The 16035-nt window shown below is 36.5% G+C and carries 14 protein-coding genes; 4 read left to right on the top strand and 10 right to left on the bottom strand.

The features are described 5' to 3' along the window. On the bottom strand, positions 1-1283 hold a 1283-nt coding region (locus tag ICG50_RS12395), incomplete at its 3' end, for a hypothetical protein (protein ID WP_222940208.1). Between the two features lie 568 nt (positions 1284-1851). On the opposite strand from ICG50_RS12395, the gene ICG50_RS12400 reads away from it, so the two are divergent. After that, the gene (locus ICG50_RS12400; RefSeq protein ID WP_187661221.1) at positions 1852-2604 is read left to right on the top strand and encodes a hypothetical protein; all 753 of its coding nucleotides are present in this window, start codon (positions 1852-1854) and stop codon (positions 2602-2604) included. A 140-nt stretch (positions 2605-2744) separates the two neighbouring features. Here the strand turns inward: ICG50_RS12400 and rfbB are convergent, their stop codons facing one another. From rfbB to recR, 7 genes are all read right to left on the bottom strand, one after another. Continuing rightward, on the bottom strand, positions 2745-3791 hold the full coding sequence (gene rfbB / locus ICG50_RS12405) for a dTDP-glucose 4,6-dehydratase (protein WP_187661222.1): 1047 nt from the start codon (positions 3789-3791) through the stop codon (positions 2745-2747). Positions 3792-3829: 38 nt separating this feature from the next. Further along, on the bottom strand, positions 3830-5107 hold the full coding sequence (locus ICG50_RS12410) for a nucleotide sugar dehydrogenase (protein ID WP_187661223.1): 1278 nt from the start codon (positions 5105-5107) through the stop codon (positions 3830-3832). 49 nt (positions 5108-5156) lie between these two features. Further along, positions 5157-6548, bottom strand: a complete 1392-nt coding sequence (locus tag ICG50_RS12415) for a nucleotide sugar dehydrogenase (protein WP_187661224.1) — start codon at positions 6546-6548, stop codon at positions 5157-5159. Positions 6549-6563: 15 nt separating this feature from the next. After that, a complete protein-coding gene (locus ICG50_RS12420; protein ID WP_187661225.1) occupies positions 6564-7550 on the bottom strand; it encodes an SDR family oxidoreductase in 987 nt (328 codons plus the stop codon). Further along, positions 7550-10018, bottom strand: coding sequence for a polysaccharide biosynthesis tyrosine autokinase (locus tag ICG50_RS12425; RefSeq protein WP_187661226.1), 2469 nt, complete (start codon positions 10016-10018; stop codon positions 7550-7552). The genes ICG50_RS12420 and ICG50_RS12425 overlap by 1 nt, the downstream gene beginning before the upstream one ends. Positions 10019-10030: 12 nt before the next feature. Continuing rightward, on the bottom strand, positions 10031-10819 hold the full coding sequence (locus ICG50_RS12430) for a polysaccharide biosynthesis/export family protein (RefSeq protein ID WP_187661227.1): 789 nt from the start codon (positions 10817-10819) through the stop codon (positions 10031-10033). A 99-nt stretch (positions 10820-10918) separates the two neighbouring features. Next, positions 10919-11539 (bottom strand): recombination mediator RecR, encoded by a 621-nt coding sequence (gene recR / locus ICG50_RS12435; protein WP_187661228.1) that lies wholly within the window; start codon positions 11537-11539, stop codon positions 10919-10921. Positions 11540-11705: 166 nt separating this feature from the next. Here recR and ICG50_RS12440 point away from each other — a divergent pair, with 166 nt between their 5' ends. Next, positions 11706-13202: a sodium:solute symporter gene (locus ICG50_RS12440; protein ID WP_187661229.1), complete on the top strand. Its 1497-nt coding sequence runs from the start codon at positions 11706-11708 to the stop codon at positions 13200-13202. A gap of 92 nt (positions 13203-13294) precedes the next feature. On the opposite strand, the gene ICG50_RS12445 is transcribed toward ICG50_RS12440, so the two are convergent. Beyond that, on the bottom strand, positions 13295-13660 hold the full coding sequence (locus tag ICG50_RS12445; protein ID WP_187661230.1) for a CoA-binding protein: 366 nt from the start codon (positions 13658-13660) through the stop codon (positions 13295-13297). 87 nt (positions 13661-13747) lie between these two features. Between ICG50_RS12445 and ICG50_RS12450 the strand changes: the two genes are divergently transcribed. Beyond that, positions 13748-14383 (top strand): MarC family NAAT transporter, encoded by a 636-nt coding sequence (locus ICG50_RS12450; RefSeq protein WP_187661231.1) that lies wholly within the window; start codon positions 13748-13750, stop codon positions 14381-14383. Positions 14384-14407: 24 nt separating this feature from the next. Continuing rightward, positions 14408-15043 (top strand): chromophore lyase CpcT/CpeT, encoded by a 636-nt coding sequence (locus tag ICG50_RS12455; protein ID WP_187661232.1) that lies wholly within the window; start codon positions 14408-14410, stop codon positions 15041-15043. 56 nt (positions 15044-15099) lie between these two features. Here ICG50_RS12455 and ctlX read toward each other — a convergent pair whose 3' ends face one another. After that, positions 15100-16035 carry a citrulline utilization hydrolase CtlX gene (ctlX, locus tag ICG50_RS12460; RefSeq protein WP_187661233.1) on the bottom strand — a complete coding sequence of 312 codons (936 nt, stop codon included), beginning with the start codon at positions 16033-16035 and terminating at the stop codon, positions 15100-15102.

Here is a 16035-nt window from a genome sequence, read left to right on the forward strand (position 1 = left end):
GCCGGAACTGAACATTTTATCCTTGTCCCTATAACCGGTAAAGTTTGACCACAATAATTTGTAATGCTACTCAAATAAGCACCCGTCACAGTATTGGTAATAACATTACTGTCAGCAGTAGCAGTAGACAAACAAGTACCTCCCGTTACGGTGATACTCACACTAACCTGATTACCATTGGCCAAATTATTAACTACATAACTGTTAGAAGCACCGTTTTGAACCGAAGTACCATTGACTTTAAAATCATAACTCGCTGTGCCACCACCTAAATTACCCGCACTAGCCGTGAAAGTTACACTCGTACCATAAGCAAAAGTATTATCTAAATCACTGCTAGTTAAAGAAACTGTTGGGGTAACTAAAGGAATAATTGTTACAGTGGCCTCAGCGCTTGTAGTACTACATCCATTTGGAGCAGTATATGTATAAGTATAAGTAGTAGATGGACCGGTGTATGGGTTTGCAATACTATAAATACCGGTTCCTCCCGCTGGTAATCCTGAACCTACTAAAGTGATAGCACTACCGGCACAACCGGTAACGTTGGAAGCAGTAGCTGTCGGATTATCCGTAATAGAAAGATTATTGAAAAAAGCATTTCTTGTATTACCGCCACCGGCATTAAAATTAAAAAACCTCACTTGAGCAGGAACTTTTCCGCCACTTGGACTCTTTAAGGCACCGTTAAGAGTAACTACTTGATTGTTGGCTAATCTGGTAACTACCAAAGAATAGTTGTTAGCATCAGTTCTGCTGAATACGAAAGTCAAGCCATCATCTGTAAAGTCAAAAGCAGTATCAGTTTGATTACTATTATCATTGATTTTGTATTTATTTTGTCCACCAATGTAGTAGAACTCAACTAAATTTTCACCTGCTGCATTTTGTATACCAAATCCAACAACTGCTCCATTGTCAATCCAACCGTTATCCATTCCAAAAGAAAGGGTTCCGCCGATATTCAAAGTATTAGAAAAAGCTCTGGTAGCAGAAGCCGTTTGACTATTATTAGCATAAAGAGCCCAACAAGAGGAACCAATACTAGATGGACCACCATCCCCATTACTATTGGAGTTACCAATAAAAAAACCATTACGTGAACCATCGCCCGAAGTCAAATTACGAGTCCAGGTATTAAATCCATTTCCTCCATTATCTGAGGCACCCCATCCATCATTATAAGGAACATTTCCGGCATTGTCGGAAGGACATTGCGAATAAACAGTTGAGGTAATAAATGAGCATAGTAACAAACTCATCGCGAGTAAAATTCTTTTCATAAAATTAATTTTTTAATTAGTTAAAATAAAAAACAACAATAACATTCACCCGACTTTAATAAAGCCAAGACAGATTAAGCGATAATAGTAGAATAAGGGTCAATAAAACTATAAAATTAACCAATCCAAATTACAAAACAAAAAACTACCGAACAAACGAAAACGTTTGCGTGTTAATAAATTATTGATTTTTAGTTAATAATCTATAAATTTTAGAAAAAACAACTACCAAAATTACCAACTTAACAATTATCATATTCACAAACATCCCAAAAAAAATTGTGCCCTTCAAAAGTAGGTTGACTAAAAATCAACCTCTTTCAAGCCATCTTTATGTAACCCTTAATTACTTTAACTTCTTAATATTAAAAACTCTCCTACCAATTAATAATAATTGAAATACCTTCGCCTTCAATTTCCAAACCAAATCTGAACACTAAACACTGAGCACTGATTAATCAATACTGATTACTGAACACTGAACACTGACCACTGAACACTGACCACTGACCACTGAATACTGACCACTTTTTTCCTAACTTTGTAAGTATAACCAAACAAAAAAACCATGGCAAAAGTAACAGCCTCATTCAAAATCGTAGGAACCTTAAACGACATCAACTTCTACATCGACCAAAACAACAATAATATTGCCCGCGAAAAAGGAAAAACCGGCGTTAGCAAAGAAGAATTTGCAAGAAACCCTATCTTCACCAAAGCAAAAAACCACGCCAAAGAATTCGGTAGAGCCTCAAAAAAAGCACAAAGTTTCAGAGCATTGGCATACGCCTTTTTCAACAGAGCCAAAGACGGAAGCTTTGCCGGTCGAGCCAATAAATTAATGTTCGAAATAATAGAGGAAGATACTATAAATCCACACGGAGAAAGAATTTTTGAAAACGGCATACAAACTAAGGAGGTCAGAACTTATCCCATTGGCTTTGAAGGCAACAAACTAAGACCGCTAAATAAAGTGCTAAAAACAAACTGGCAGTGGAATGAAGAAAGCAGCCAACTTACCATAGAAAACTTCAACCCTAAAACAGACATCGATTGGCCTGAAAAAGCGGAGCAAGTACACTTGGCAATAGCGAGAGCCAACTGGAATTATGAAGAAAATAAATTCACCACCGAATACAGCCAAGAAATAATCCTCCAAAAAGAAGAACCAACAACAACCATAACCCTACAAACAGAAATCCCCGAGGGAAATCACCTGCAATTAGCCTACCTATTCATAGCCTTCTCCATCCAAGAAAGAAAAAAGATAAAAGAATTAAAAAGAAGCAACAACACCATCTCAATCATATGGTCAAAATAAAACACATTAGACATTAGACAAAAGTAAAAAACTTAAATGCCTTATATGGTTAAAAACAAAAAAAGCCCTGCAAAACAAGACTTCCTATCATTCAAACCAAAACCACTGACCACTAAAAACTGACCACTGACCACTGATCACTAAGAATACTGCTTCTCATAATACTTCGAATACTCACCCGAAGTAACATTCTTCAACCATTCCTCATTGGCCAAAAACCAATCAATGGTTTGTTCCAAACCTTCTTCAAAAGTTACGGAAGGTTTCCAACCCAATGTTGTGTTGATTTTAGAAGCATCAATAGCATAGCGTAAATCGTGCCCAGGTCGGTCTTTTACATAAGTAATCAACTGCTCGGAAGTCCCTGAAGCCCTGCCAAGTTTGGCATCCATTTTCTGGCAAAGCAATTTAACCAAATCGATATTTCGCCATTCATTAAACCCGCCAATATTATAAGTTTCGTGATTGTGTCCTTTATGAAAAACCAAATCAATGGCTATCGCATGGTCAATAACATACAACCAATCTCGGGTGTAATTGCCATCACCATAAACCGGCAAAGACTTGTTAGTTATAATATTATTAATAAAAAGTGGTATTAACTTTTCCGGAAAATGATTCGGGCCATAATTATTCGAGCAATTCGTAATCACATAAGGCAAACCATAAGTCTCGCCATAAGCCCTAACAAAATGATCGGAACTCGCCTTTGAAGCCGAATAAGGGGAATTCGGGTCATATGGGGTAGTTTCTGTAAACAAACCTGTTGTACCCAAACTGCCATAGACTTCATCGGTACTGACATGGTAAAATCTTTTACCTTCAAAACTGGCTGCCCAAATGGTTTTAGCCGCATTCAGCAAATTCATTGTACCAATAACATTCGTCTTAACAAACGCCAAAGGATCGGTAATCGAGCGATCAACATGCGATTCTGCAGCCAAATGGATAACCCCATCAAACTGATGCTTTTGAAACAATTGATTTACAAAATCAGCATCTACTATATCGCCTTTAATAAAGGTATAATTAAGAGATTGTTCAATATCTGCAATATTCTCCAAATTTCCGGCATAAGTCAAGGCATCTAAATTAAAAATTTGATACGCCGGATACTTAGTCACAAAACGACGCACCACATGCGAACCTATAAACCCTGCACCACCCGTTATTAAAATCTTTTTCATTTCTTATTCGTAATTCGTAATTTATAATTCGCAATTCTTTACAATCTCCCATCCGCCTTTTCATTCAAAACACCCTTTACATCAAACAATACTCCATTGGGTTTTTTCAATTGCGACAAATCAATCGACACAAATTCGTTGTGTGCAACACCCAAAACAATCGCATCAAAAGTAGTAGTTGGCAAACTATTCGTCGTCTCTAATTGGTATTCATGCTTCACCTCTGCAGGTTTGGCCCAAGGATCAAAAATAGTTACTGCAATACCATAATCTTCCAAAGCATGCACCACGTCAACAATTTTAGTGTTGCGCACATCGGGACAATTTTCTTTAAAAGTGATACCTAGCATCAACAATTTAGCCCCGTTAATAGCCACTCCTTTTTTAATCATCAATTTGACAACCTGAGAAGCCACATATTCACCCATGCTGTCATTCAAACGCCTTCCGGCCAAAATAATTTCAGGATGATAGCCTTTCTCTTGGGCTTTTTGGGCCAAATAATAAGGATCAACTCCGATGCAATGACCACCAACCAATCCCGGTTTGAACGGTAAAAAGTTCCACTTAGTACCGGCGGCTTCTAAAACGGCATGGGTATCAATTTCCAATAAATTAAAAATTTTCGCCAATTCGTTTACAAAAGCGATATTAATATCACGTTGCGAATTCTCAATCACTTTTGCCGCTTCTGCCACTTTTATAGAAGGTGCTAAATGCGTACCGGCAGTAATCACCGATTGGTATAGACTATTGACTTTTTGACCTACTTCAGGCGTTGAACCTGAAGTCACTTTTAGGATTTTCTCAACGGTATGTTCCTTATCACCTGGGTTAATTCGTTCCGGAGAATAGCCTGCAAAGAAATCAACATTGAATTTCAAACCGCTTACTCTTTCTAAAACCGGAATACATTCTTCCTCAGTCACACCCGGATAAACAGTAGACTCATAAATCACGATATCACCTTTTTTTAATACTTTCCCAACGGTTTCACTCGACTTATAAAGCGGTGTTAAATCGGGGCGATTATTTTTATCAACCGGTGTTGGAACGGTAACGATGTAATAATTGCAATCTTGAATTTCAGCAATATCATTACTGCAAAAAAGACCATTGGAATGACTATTCGAAGTAACAAGCACTGCATTTAGGGTAGCCTCATCAATTTCTAATGTTGAATCGATTCCGGAGTTTAATTCCTTAATCCTATGTTGATTGATGTCAAAACCCACCACAGGATATTTTGTTGCAAACAATCTTGCTAATGGTAAACCCACATATCCTAAACCTATAACTGCAATTTTAATATTCATCTTTTTTATTTTCTGATATTTTCAATTTTCAAAAATCTACAACCGAGTACTAACTTCCTATCGATTGATAAACAAACCCAATGGCTCTCATTTTCTCAGCATCCAACAGATTTCTACCGTCAAAAATAAAAGCCGGTTTCAACATACTGTCATAAATTTTCTTCCAATCGTAGTCTTTAAACTCATCCCATTCCGTCAGTATTGCTACCGCATGCGCATTTTCACAAGCCATATAAGGATTATCAAAAGTATGGATGTGTTTTTCATTATCAGCTGGTTTTCTGGTATCCAAATAATCTAAATCGGCCAATACTTGTTGGTGTCCCACTTTTGGATCATATAGTGCAATATTGGCTTGCTCATTAATTAAATCATCGGCTACATAAATCGCAGCAGATTCTCTGGTATCATTCGTGTCTTTTTTAAAGGCCCAACCCAAGAAAGCAATCTTCTTCCCAGAAACAGTATTGTATAACGTTTGTACTATATTTCTGGAGAAACGTCTTTTTTGATGGTCATTCATGATGATTACCTGTTCCCAATAATCAGCTACTTCGTTTAATCCGAATGCTTTGGAAATATAAACCAAATTCAAAATGTCTTTTTGAAAACAAGAACCGCCAAAGCCAACGGAGGCTTTTAAAAATTTGGAACCAATTCTGCTATCCATTCCGATTGCTTTTGCCACTTCATTGACGTTGGCTTCTGTTTTTTCACACAATTCAGACATCGCATTAATCGAAGAAACTCGTTGTGCCAAGAAAGCATTTGCCGTTAATTTAGACAATTCCGAAGACCAAACATTGGTTTTTAAAATACGTTCTTTGGGAACCCAATTAGCATAAACATCTACCAAAGATTCAATGGCTTGTTGCCCTTCCGGTGTAGTTTCACCACCAATTAAAACCCTATCAGGGTGCAATAAATCTTGTACCGCCGTTCCTTCTGCAAGAAACTCAGGATTAGATAATATTTGGAATTGAACGCCATTCCCGGTATTGTCTAAAATGCTTTTCAAAGCTTCAGCGGTTCTAACCGGCAAAGTAGATTTCTCGACAATAATCTTATCGTTTTTAGCTACTTTGGCAATTTGACGTGCGCACAATTCAATGTGTTTTAAATCGGCCGCCATACCTTTTCCTGTCCCATACGTTTTGGTGGGCGTATTGACAGAAATAAAAATCAGTTGGGCTTCATCAATCGCTTGATCAACCGCTGTAGAGAAGAATAAGTTTTTATTTCTGGTATTGGCAACAATTTCGTTCAATCCCGGTTCATAGATGGGAATGTTGTTAACATCTTCATCATTCCAAGCCGCAATTCTGGCTTCGTTCAAATCGACTACAGTCACTTTAATATGCGGACATTTTTCGGCTATAACTGCCATGGTTGGACCACCTACATAACCTGCTCCAATACAACAAATATTAGTTATTTTCATTATCAATAGTAATTTTTAATCTTTTTTTAAATGTTTCCAATACCACGCAACTGCTTCTTTTAAACCTGCTTGAAAAGAGAATTTCGGGTTGTATTTTAGTAATTCTTTTGCCTTATCAATACTAGCCAAAGAGTGAGGAATATCGCCTACCCTATTCGGCCCATAAATAACGGCAACCTCAGCAATTTTTTGGTCAAATTCCGATAAGTATAATTTGAGGTATTTCACCATATCATTCAAAGTCGTTCTGTCTCCAAAAGCGGTATTATAAACCGTATTCACTGCTTCAGGATGCTGAGTCAACATAGCCAACTCATTCATTTGAATCACATTATCTATATAAGTAAAGTCTCTGGAATAATTCCCATCGCCATTAATCACTGGGCTTTCATGTGCCATTAATTGCATCACAAACTTAGGAATTACTGCGGCATAAGCCCCATTCGGATCTTGCCTTCTGCCGTATACATTAAAATAACGCAATCCAATGGTTTCTAAACCATAAGTTTTACCGAAAATCTCTGCATATAATTCGTTTACATATTTCGTAATCGCATAAGGAGACAGTGGCTTCCCAATTTTATCCTCAACTTTAGGCAAACTTTCAGAATCTCCATAAGTTGAAGAACTCGCTGCATAAACAAATCTTTTTACTCCGGCATCTCTTGACGCCACCAACATATTCAAAAACCCGGAAACATTTACCTCATTGCTGGTAATAGGATCATTAATAGAACGTGGCACCGAACCCAAAGCTGCTTGGTGCAAAACAAAATCAATATTCTTAACTGCCAATTGACAAGTTTCAATGTTTCTAATATCACCTTCTATCAACTGAAAATTTTCATGGTTTAAAAACCCTGCAATATTGTGTCGGTGACCTGTAGCAAAATTATCCAAACATGTTACCAAATACCCTTTGCCCAAAAAATAGTCACAAAGGTTTGAACCAATAAATCCTGCTCCTCCGGTTATAAGAATAGCTTTTGCTTTATTTGTCATTACTTAAACCTTTTTAATAATCTGTATTTCCATTTGGCAAAGAATCCAGTTGGTTCATCATCTTCATGATAACCACTGCCGTAGCCATAACCGTAACTGTAACCATAGCCGTAACCGTAGCCGTAACCAACACCATACTTGGCTTTATTCTCATATCCGTTAAAGATAATGCTCACATTATTCAACTCACCACGTTTAGTTCTGTTGTTTAAAAGTGTTAACATTTCTTTTTTGGTGAAGTTTTGTCTAACAATGTATAGGGTAACATCACAAAACTGTGCTAATTCTAATGCATCAGAAACCAAACCTACAGGCGGTGTATCTAGAATGATATAATCGTAATTCTCCTTTAAACGCATTATCATTTCTTTCATAGAATCTCCCAGAATCAATTCGGAAGGATTTGGCGGAATTGGTCCGGAAGTAATAACATCAAGATAAGGAATGTGAGTATGTTGTATAACTTCGTCTAAAGTTTTTTGACCGATTAAATAATTCACCGCACCGATATCATTTTGAATATTAAAATCATCAAAGATTTTCGGTTTTCTTAAGTCGAGTCCAAGTATAATCGTTTTTTTCTCACTCAATGCAAAAACGGTTGCAATATTAATGGAGCAAAATGTTTTTCCTTCACCACTGACAGAAGAAGTTAACATCAAAGTTTTAGTACCTTCAATACTTTGTTTTTTGTATAAAAATTGTAATGAAGAACGTATCGCTCTAAAGGATTCCGAAAGGGCTGATTTTGGCCTTTCAAATACTGACAAATTGGTTTCAGAATGTTTTATTCCCACTATTCCAATTAATGGTAATTGTGTTAAACTTGAGATATCTTCAATATTCTGAATCGAATTGCTAATAAAGAAAATGAAGAATACCAATACCAATGGAATCAACAATCCCATAAAAAAAGCCAAAACATAATTTACCCCGGTTTTTGGCCCTAATAAACCACCTCCAACGTCTTTGGCCGGATCAATAAATTTTATATCGGATAAATTGGCTGCTTTAACGATAGAAGCTTCACTTCTTTTTTGCAAAAAGGTATTGTAAATATTATCGCTTAAGTTGTATTTTCTGGACAGTTTTAACCATTCTTGCTTATTTTCAGGAAGCATACTGATTTCACTTTCAACCTTTTGAATTTTTTGATTGACCAATCTCAAATCATATTCTAATGCGCTTCGCAATGAATTCCCATTTTCCAACAATACTTTTTTAACCGATTGGATTTCGTTATCTATTCTTTCATAGTAAACATCACCTTTGATAGAGTATCCTAACTCCGACCTTTGGATGGATAAATCAATCAGCTTACCAACGTTATTAGCGATATTGGGTTCTTCTATTCCTGCTACAGTTGGAGCCGGTAATTTCGAAAAGTCGACACTGTTTTTGAGGTAATTTTTTAATAAATTCAGATAAGCAATTTTGCGTTCAACCTCATCCTTTTGTTGATCATAATCTAATAATTGACTTTTGTAAGTAACTCCACCTTCTTCGATATCAAGCACATTATTGGTTTTGCTGAAAACTTTCAAGTCGTCACCGGAATCTTTTAATTGCTCTTCCATTTTTACTAAGGTTTCATCAATAAAATTGATAGTATTCTCAGCAAATTTGTTTTTGTTGTCAAGCTGTCTTTTGATTAAAACGTCTACCGTTGCGTTTAGATAATCAACCATTCTGGCTTTGTTGGTACCTTCCATACTTAACCTAAGTATAGAACCGGCTCTTTCATCTAAATCTACCCTAACTCCTTTGAAAGCAGAAACCGTATTATCATAGGAATTGAAACGAATTAAAACTTCTTCCCCAAACTTTTTTTGGGGCGCTTTAGACAATCTTAGTGTCCAATGCAAAAAAGACAGGTTAACTTCTTGTCCAATTTTATAGGTCTGTTTAAATTCTGTATTAGGAACAGGAACTACCGATTTAGTATTGTTTTTATAACAAATAACTCCGGCACTACTAGCCTGAAAAGGAATGGTTATCTGATAAGTATCTTTGGACAGCATTTTTACTTTAATGAACTGTTCGTATAATTGATTTTTACTTTTATCAATAACCACTTCAAAAGGAACGTCTCCGTATACGTCTTGTAAAAAGTACTCCGTTTGCTTGAAATAATCAATGTAGAAACCCAATCTATCTACAACTAATTCATTGTGTGATCTGGATTTTAATGTAGTGGAAATCATTTGCACTTTATCGGAAGTACCACCCCAATTGAATACCAAACTCGTATTAGCGGTAAAAAAGGGATTGTTTTCTTCTTGCACAGCAATCGTTGTCTCAATTCCGTATATCTTTTGCTTTCTCACATTTACTTGATGCGCAATAGAAAAAGCTATGATTAATCCAATAACAAACCATTTCCAATAGCTGATGGTTTTGATCAAAAAACCCTTAAAATCAAAACTATTTTGTTTATCAAAAAAAGTAAAATCTTTTACGTCTAACATGGAAAGTAGGTATTAATTACTGAGTAACAAATAAGTGGTTGTAGCTAATGACAATAAAGTTACTATTGTAGTCAAGGATTCTATTCCGGTTTTACCCGTTCCCCATGTCTTTTGTTTCAAAGGTTTTACATAAATGTAATCGTTAGGTTGGAGAAAAAAACCAGGAGAATTTACTGCTTTACTATCGGTCAAATCGAGGCTGAAAGTTTCACTTCCTTGCGGAAAACTTCTAATTACTTTTACATCTTTTCTGTCTCCAGTAATGGTTATATCACCCGCATTAGCAATGGCTTCCATGATATTTACTTTGTCTTGGTATAAAGTTTTAGTACCCATACTCCCAACTTCACCATTTATAGTGTATCTGAAACCGGCTAATTTTACTATTACAAAAATCCCGGCTTCGTTTTTAAAATACTTTTCGAAAAGCAGTTTTTCAATCTTAACCCTAACTTCCTCTGTTGTATATCCTAAAACATTTACTTCACCCAAAGCAGGCAACCTGATATTTCCGTGATCATCAACAGAATACCCATTCAAATAATTATTTTGTTCTCCAACTGAACCAACATTTTGTCCGCCGGTTGGATTAAAAATTTCGACCAATTTTGGGTCTATTGCCCTAATAGCAATATTCAATAAATCATTAGTCTGAAGACGATACGGCTTTTGATTTGAAGGTGTTACCACCGCATTTGTGCCATCATTATTGTTTTGAAGATAAATCAAATCCTTGGTAGGAACGCATGAGGTCAATAAAATACTGAGTAGGAAAAATAAATATATATTGGGTTTATTCATTAGTTTTAAAAAAAAAATTAGCAAACAAAGATAGATTTTTCAAATCTAAATACAAATTTTTCAAATCTAAATACAAAAATGTCTTTAACTGTTAATTTGCTATGAACTTTTTAAAGAATTTTCAAAAGGAACACGATTCAAAATACTTCTGCCTAAAGTCACTTCATCTGCATATTCTAATTCGTCGCCAACGGCAATTCCTCTGGCAATAGTAGAAGTTTTAATATCGAAATCTTTGATTTGCTTGAAGATATAAAAATTCGTTGTATCGCCTTCCATAGTTGAGCTCAAAGCAAATATCAATTCTTCTGTTTGGCCTAATTTTACTTTTTCAACTAAAGAAGTAATGTTTAGCTGACTTGGACCGACACCATCGATGGGGGAAATTTTTCCGCCTAGAACATGGTAAATCCCTTTGAACTGATTGGTGTTTTCAATCGCCATAACATCGCGAACATCTTCCACCACACAAATAATTTTGTGATTTCTCGCAGGATTATGGCAAATTTCACATACCTCAACATCAGAAATATTGTGACAATTTTTACAAAACTTAATTTCTTCACGCATGGTGGTAAGCGCTTCAGACAGAAAACGGGTTTGCTCTACCGGTTGCTTCAGCAAATGCAATACTAAACGCAAAGCCGTTCGCTTACCGATTCCGGGCAATTGAGACACTTCGTTAACCGCTTTTTCTAAAATTTTTGATGAAAATTCCATGAGACAAAAATAATGTAAAAAGAGTATAGAATATAGAGAAAAGAATATAGAAACTTTTAAGCATCCTATTTCTAAAAATTAAATTGCTATTCATTCATTTTGTCTATTCTCTATTTTCTGTATTCTATTTTCTTTTTGTATTTTGGCTCATTATAAAACCTAACTTATGTCACCAACTACAATCTTAATTATTATAGTTATCTACTTTGGCTTATTGATTTTGATTTCCAATATTGTAAGCAAAAAAGGATCGGACAACGACACTTTTTTTAAGGCCAATAAAAACTCTAAATGGTATTTGGTGGCTTTTGGAATGATAGGAACAGCGCTGTCAGGTGTGACTTTTATTTCGGTTCCAGGCGAAGTGGGCAATCCTGATTTGCAGTTTAAATATTTTCAGTTTGTTTTAGGAAACGCCATTGGTTTTTTAATTATTGCCAAAGTCTTACTCCCATTGTATTACCGCATGAACCTGACGTCGATATACAGTTATATTGAACAGCGTTTAGGTACTATAAGTTATAAAACTGCTGCTTCTATTTTCTTAATCAGTCGCACCATTGGTTCGGCTTTCCGATTGTATTTAGTGGTGATTGTATTGCAACGCTATGTGTTTGATGCCTTTACTATTCCGTTTGCATTAACTGTTTTAATTTCATTGGGATTGATCTTTGCCTACACTTATCGCGGCGGATTGAAAACAATTATCATCACCGATACTTTGCAGACATTCTTCTTGGTTTCTTCGGTGTTTTTGACCATTTATTTTATTTGTGACAGTCTGGATTTTGGCGCATTTCAAGCTTTTGAAGCGGTAAAAAACAGTAACTATTCTAAAGTTTTCTTTTTTGAAGATTATTTGAAAGGCCATTATTTTTGGAAGCAAATACTTGGCGGCATCTTCGTGACGATTGCCATGGTTGGTTTAGACCAAGATTTAATGCAGAAAAATTTGAGTTGTAAAAACATAGGGGAAGCCCAAAAAAACATGTACACTTTTACCGGAATTTTTGTGCTGATCAATATTTTCTTTTTGAGTGTTGGTGCCTTATTATACCTCTATGCTGAGAAAAACGGTATTGCTATTCCTATGGTTGACGGAGTGGCGCGCACCGATTTATTGTTTCCTGAAATTGCTTTTAACCATTTAACGATAGTGCCGGCTGTAGTTTTTTTATTGGGATTAACCGCTGCGACTTTTGCTACTACAGATAGTGCTTTGACCGCATTAACGACTTCTTTCTGCGTGGATTTTTTAGGCATGGACAAAGTCGAAAACCAAAACAAACCCAATATTGTCAGAACTCGCCACTTGGTTCATGTTGGATTTTCGTTCTTGATGTTTTTGGTGATTGTATTGTTCAACGCAGTGAATGACGCTTCGGTGGTGAAGATGATTTTTAAGATTGCTTCATATACTTACGGACCGCTTTTAGGGTTGTATGCTTTTGGTTTATTTATAAAATCGAAAACGGTTCACGATAAATTTGTGCCTTTGGTTTGCGTGATTTCTCCGGCGATTTGTTTTTTTATCAGCAAGTATTCCGCGGAGTTATTAGGGAATTATGTATTAGATAACGAATTGATTATAGTAAACGGTTTCATCACTTTTATCGGATTGCTTTTGATTAGCAAACCGGCGACAGAAAATACCCGATATTAAAAAGGATTCCTTTCTAGCCCTGATTGTAACGGTTGCCGTGCAAAAGTGGAAAGCAGGAAAATGGATAACAAAGTTGCCCGAACCTTTCGCTCCTAATACTGATTTGTAGCTAATAAAACCAACGTACAAGCCACTTCTACTTTGATACCGTTGCTTTGTAACAATTGGTAAAATTCAGGATTCTCAGTGCCCGGATTGAATATCACACGCTTCGGTTTGGTTTCGATGATGTAGTTGTAATACTCTCTTTGTCTTATCGGATTTAGGTACAAAGTAACCGTATCGATGTTTTTAAGCGGAATATTTTTGGTTCTGATGGTAACTCCTGCTACTTCGCCTTGATTCTGACCAATGGCCAGTACCGAATGCCCCTTTTCGACTAACATAGTGATGGCTTTGAAAGCGTATCTTTCCGGTTTGGTCGTAGCGCCGAGTACTAGTGTTTTCTTATTTTTCATGGGGCAAATTTAACTAATAATGTTTTTAAATTAACACTTACTTTTATTCTTTACTTATCTTTGTTACCGATTTGAATTTTTATAAAAATGGAACTCTTTTTGAATACTTTTTTTGTCCTTTTGGGGGCTTTGTTTTCGGTTTTAAATCCCATTGGTGTTATTCCTTTCTTTGTTGGTTTAACCCAAGATTATGACAAAGCAGAACGCTCTCGGGTATCGCTTTTGACCGCCATCAATGTTTGTATTATTTTATTAATCTCTTTTTTTATTGGTGAATTTGTATTGAGCTTTTTTGGGATTACCATTTCGGCTCTTCGTATTGCCGGTGGTATTTTGATTGCGAGTTCCGGATTTGGTTTGCTCAATGCCAATCCGAAAAAACGAAAAGGGATCAGCAAAGAAGTGGAAGAAGATTTGCAAAACAGAAATTCGATTGCGTTAACGCCTTTGGCGATGCCCATGTTGGCCGGTCCGGGTTCGATTTCGCTTTTAATTGCGTTTAACCAAGACCACCATTCTACTCCGGAAATTTTATCTTCTGTTATTTCCATAATCATAGTATCGTTATTGATTTTTTTAATTTTGAGAAGCGCTCATTATTTGGCTAAATACCTTGGCGCCTCGGGCATTGTGGCGATTTCCAGAATTGTTGGTTTCCTTACGGTTGCTATTGGAATTCAGTACATTATTAGTGCGGTTTTGAGTATTATCCGCGGCATATAGTTTGTTATCTATTTTATATATTTCATGAAAAAAACGTTATTTATTTTAGCCAGTATAGCTTTGTTGATTGGCTGCAAATCAGGGCAGAATCAATCCAAAAACAGCAAGGAATTGCAAGAATTAGTTACAGTGATGCAAGGTCATTATTCTTCAGAGCAGCAATCAATTGCAGACAAAGACTATTATAACATTTCTCTCCGAATGACGCCGATTTGGAAAGCCAAAGGCAACTACCTTTTTGTAGAACAAGCCATTTTTGACAAACAAGACAAACCATATCGTGTTAGAATTTATAAAGTTTCGCAAAGAGGCGATGCATTCATCAGCGAGATTTACACTCTAAAAGACGAAAAAACTTGGATTGGCAAATGGGTAACTCCGGAAGCTTATGACCAACTCACCGAAGCCGATATCGAACTAAAACAAGGTTGTGAAGTTACGCTCAAACGCATCGGAAAAAACAAATTTGAAGGTGCCACAGGCGATAAAACTTGTCCGAGTGAATTGCGTGGTGCGAGTTGGGCCAACTCTAAAGTCACCGTAACCGTGAACTCAATTCTGTCTTGGGATCAAGGTTTTGACAAAGACGGCAAACAAGTTTGGGGTGCTACAAAAGGCGGATATGAGTTTATTAAAATTAAATCATTAGTAAACCCATAAAAAAATCCCAAAGACTAAATTCAGCCTTTGGGATTTTTTTAGAGTGTTACTTAAAACTATGCCTTAGGCAGAAAAATTTCCGCCATCATGCAACGCGCACTTCCACCACCACAAGCTTCGATAGTATCTAAACTGGAGTGGATGATTTCCACGTGAGCTTCGAGTTGGGCGATTTGTTTTTTGGTCAAACTTTTAAAAGCCGACTCGCTCATCACTAGGTATCTTTTATCGTCTTTTCCTTTAACTTCGAGCATGTTTCCGGCAAAGTTATTGACTTGTTCTTCGGTGATTAAAATTACTTCTTTGTCATCGCCACGCAGACTGTCTAAAACCATTTTGCGTTCTTTTTTATCGTCGATGCAATCGGCACAAACTACGGCAAACGTATCGCCTAAAGTCATCATGACATTGGTATGGTAAATCAGTTTTCTTTCGCCGTTAACCGTCTGGAACGCCTCAAAAATAACCGGAGTGAATTCGAAATCTTCACAAAATTCAATCATCAATTCTTCATCGGCTCTTGGAGAAAGCGCACAATAAGCTTTCCCGTTTTCGCGGTCTAGTAATAAACTTCCTGTACCTTCTAAGAAAACATTGTCTTCTTCGGCCAAAGTATAATCCATGATTTCGTTGATTTCGAAACCTTCGTCTTCTAAAATATCGAGGATGTCTTCTCTTCTTTCGGCTCGGCGGTTTTCGGCAAACATTGGGTATAAAACCACATCACCGTTTTCGTGAAATGAAATCCAATTGTTTGGAAAAATACTATCGGGTGTATTGGGTTCCAATGTATCTTCGACTACGACCACGTTCACGTCTACTTTTCTTAGCTTGTTTACAAAAGCATCAAACTCGGCTTGGGCTTTAGCGTTTACGGTTTCCGGCGACAATCCGTCGAGGACTTTTTGGTAATAATTATTCACGGCTGTTTGTTCGTTCATACGAAACGCCACCGGACGAATCATTAGTATGGCATTGGTAGTTTGTTTCAT

This window comes from Flavobacterium buctense (assembly GCF_014486695.1).
GTDB lineage: Bacteria > Bacteroidota > Bacteroidia > Flavobacteriales > Flavobacteriaceae > Flavobacterium > Flavobacterium buctense.

What these genes read in the sequence shown, in the direction of transcription:
- ICG50_RS12455 (WP_187661232.1), top strand. Translation starts at nt 14,408, where the DNA reads ATGAAAAAAACGTTATTTATTTTAGCCAGTATAGCTTTGTTGATTGGC.
- ICG50_RS12420 (WP_187661225.1), bottom strand. Translation starts at nt 7,550, where the DNA reads ATGACAAATAAAGCAAAAGCTATTCTTATAACCGGAGGAGCAGGATTT.
- ICG50_RS12430 (WP_187661227.1), bottom strand. Translation starts at nt 10,819, where the DNA reads ATGAATAAACCCAATATATATTTATTTTTCCTACTCAGTATTTTATTG.
- recR (WP_187661228.1), bottom strand. Translation starts at nt 11,539, where the DNA reads ATGGAATTTTCATCAAAAATTTTAGAAAAAGCGGTTAACGAAGTGTCT.
- ICG50_RS12425 (WP_187661226.1), bottom strand. Translation starts at nt 10,018, where the DNA reads ATGTTAGACGTAAAAGATTTTACTTTTTTTGATAAACAAAATAGTTTT.
- ICG50_RS12415 (WP_187661224.1), bottom strand. Translation starts at nt 6,548, where the DNA reads ATGAAAATAACTAATATTTGTTGTATTGGAGCAGGTTATGTAGGTGGT.
- ICG50_RS12445 (WP_187661230.1), bottom strand. Translation starts at nt 13,660, where the DNA reads ATGAAAAATAAGAAAACACTAGTACTCGGCGCTACGACCAAACCGGAA.
- ICG50_RS12410 (WP_187661223.1), bottom strand. Translation starts at nt 5,107, where the DNA reads ATGAATATTAAAATTGCAGTTATAGGTTTAGGATATGTGGGTTTACCA.
- rfbB (WP_187661222.1), bottom strand. Translation starts at nt 3,791, where the DNA reads ATGAAAAAGATTTTAATAACGGGTGGTGCAGGGTTTATAGGTTCGCAT.
- ctlX (WP_187661233.1), bottom strand. Translation starts at nt 16,035, where the DNA reads ATGAAACAAACTACCAATGCCATACTAATGATTCGTCCGGTGGCGTTT.
- ICG50_RS12400 (WP_187661221.1), top strand. Translation starts at nt 1,852, where the DNA reads ATGGCAAAAGTAACAGCCTCATTCAAAATCGTAGGAACCTTAAACGAC.
- ICG50_RS12440 (WP_187661229.1), top strand. Translation starts at nt 11,706, where the DNA reads ATGTCACCAACTACAATCTTAATTATTATAGTTATCTACTTTGGCTTA.
- ICG50_RS12450 (WP_187661231.1), top strand. Translation starts at nt 13,748, where the DNA reads ATGGAACTCTTTTTGAATACTTTTTTTGTCCTTTTGGGGGCTTTGTTT.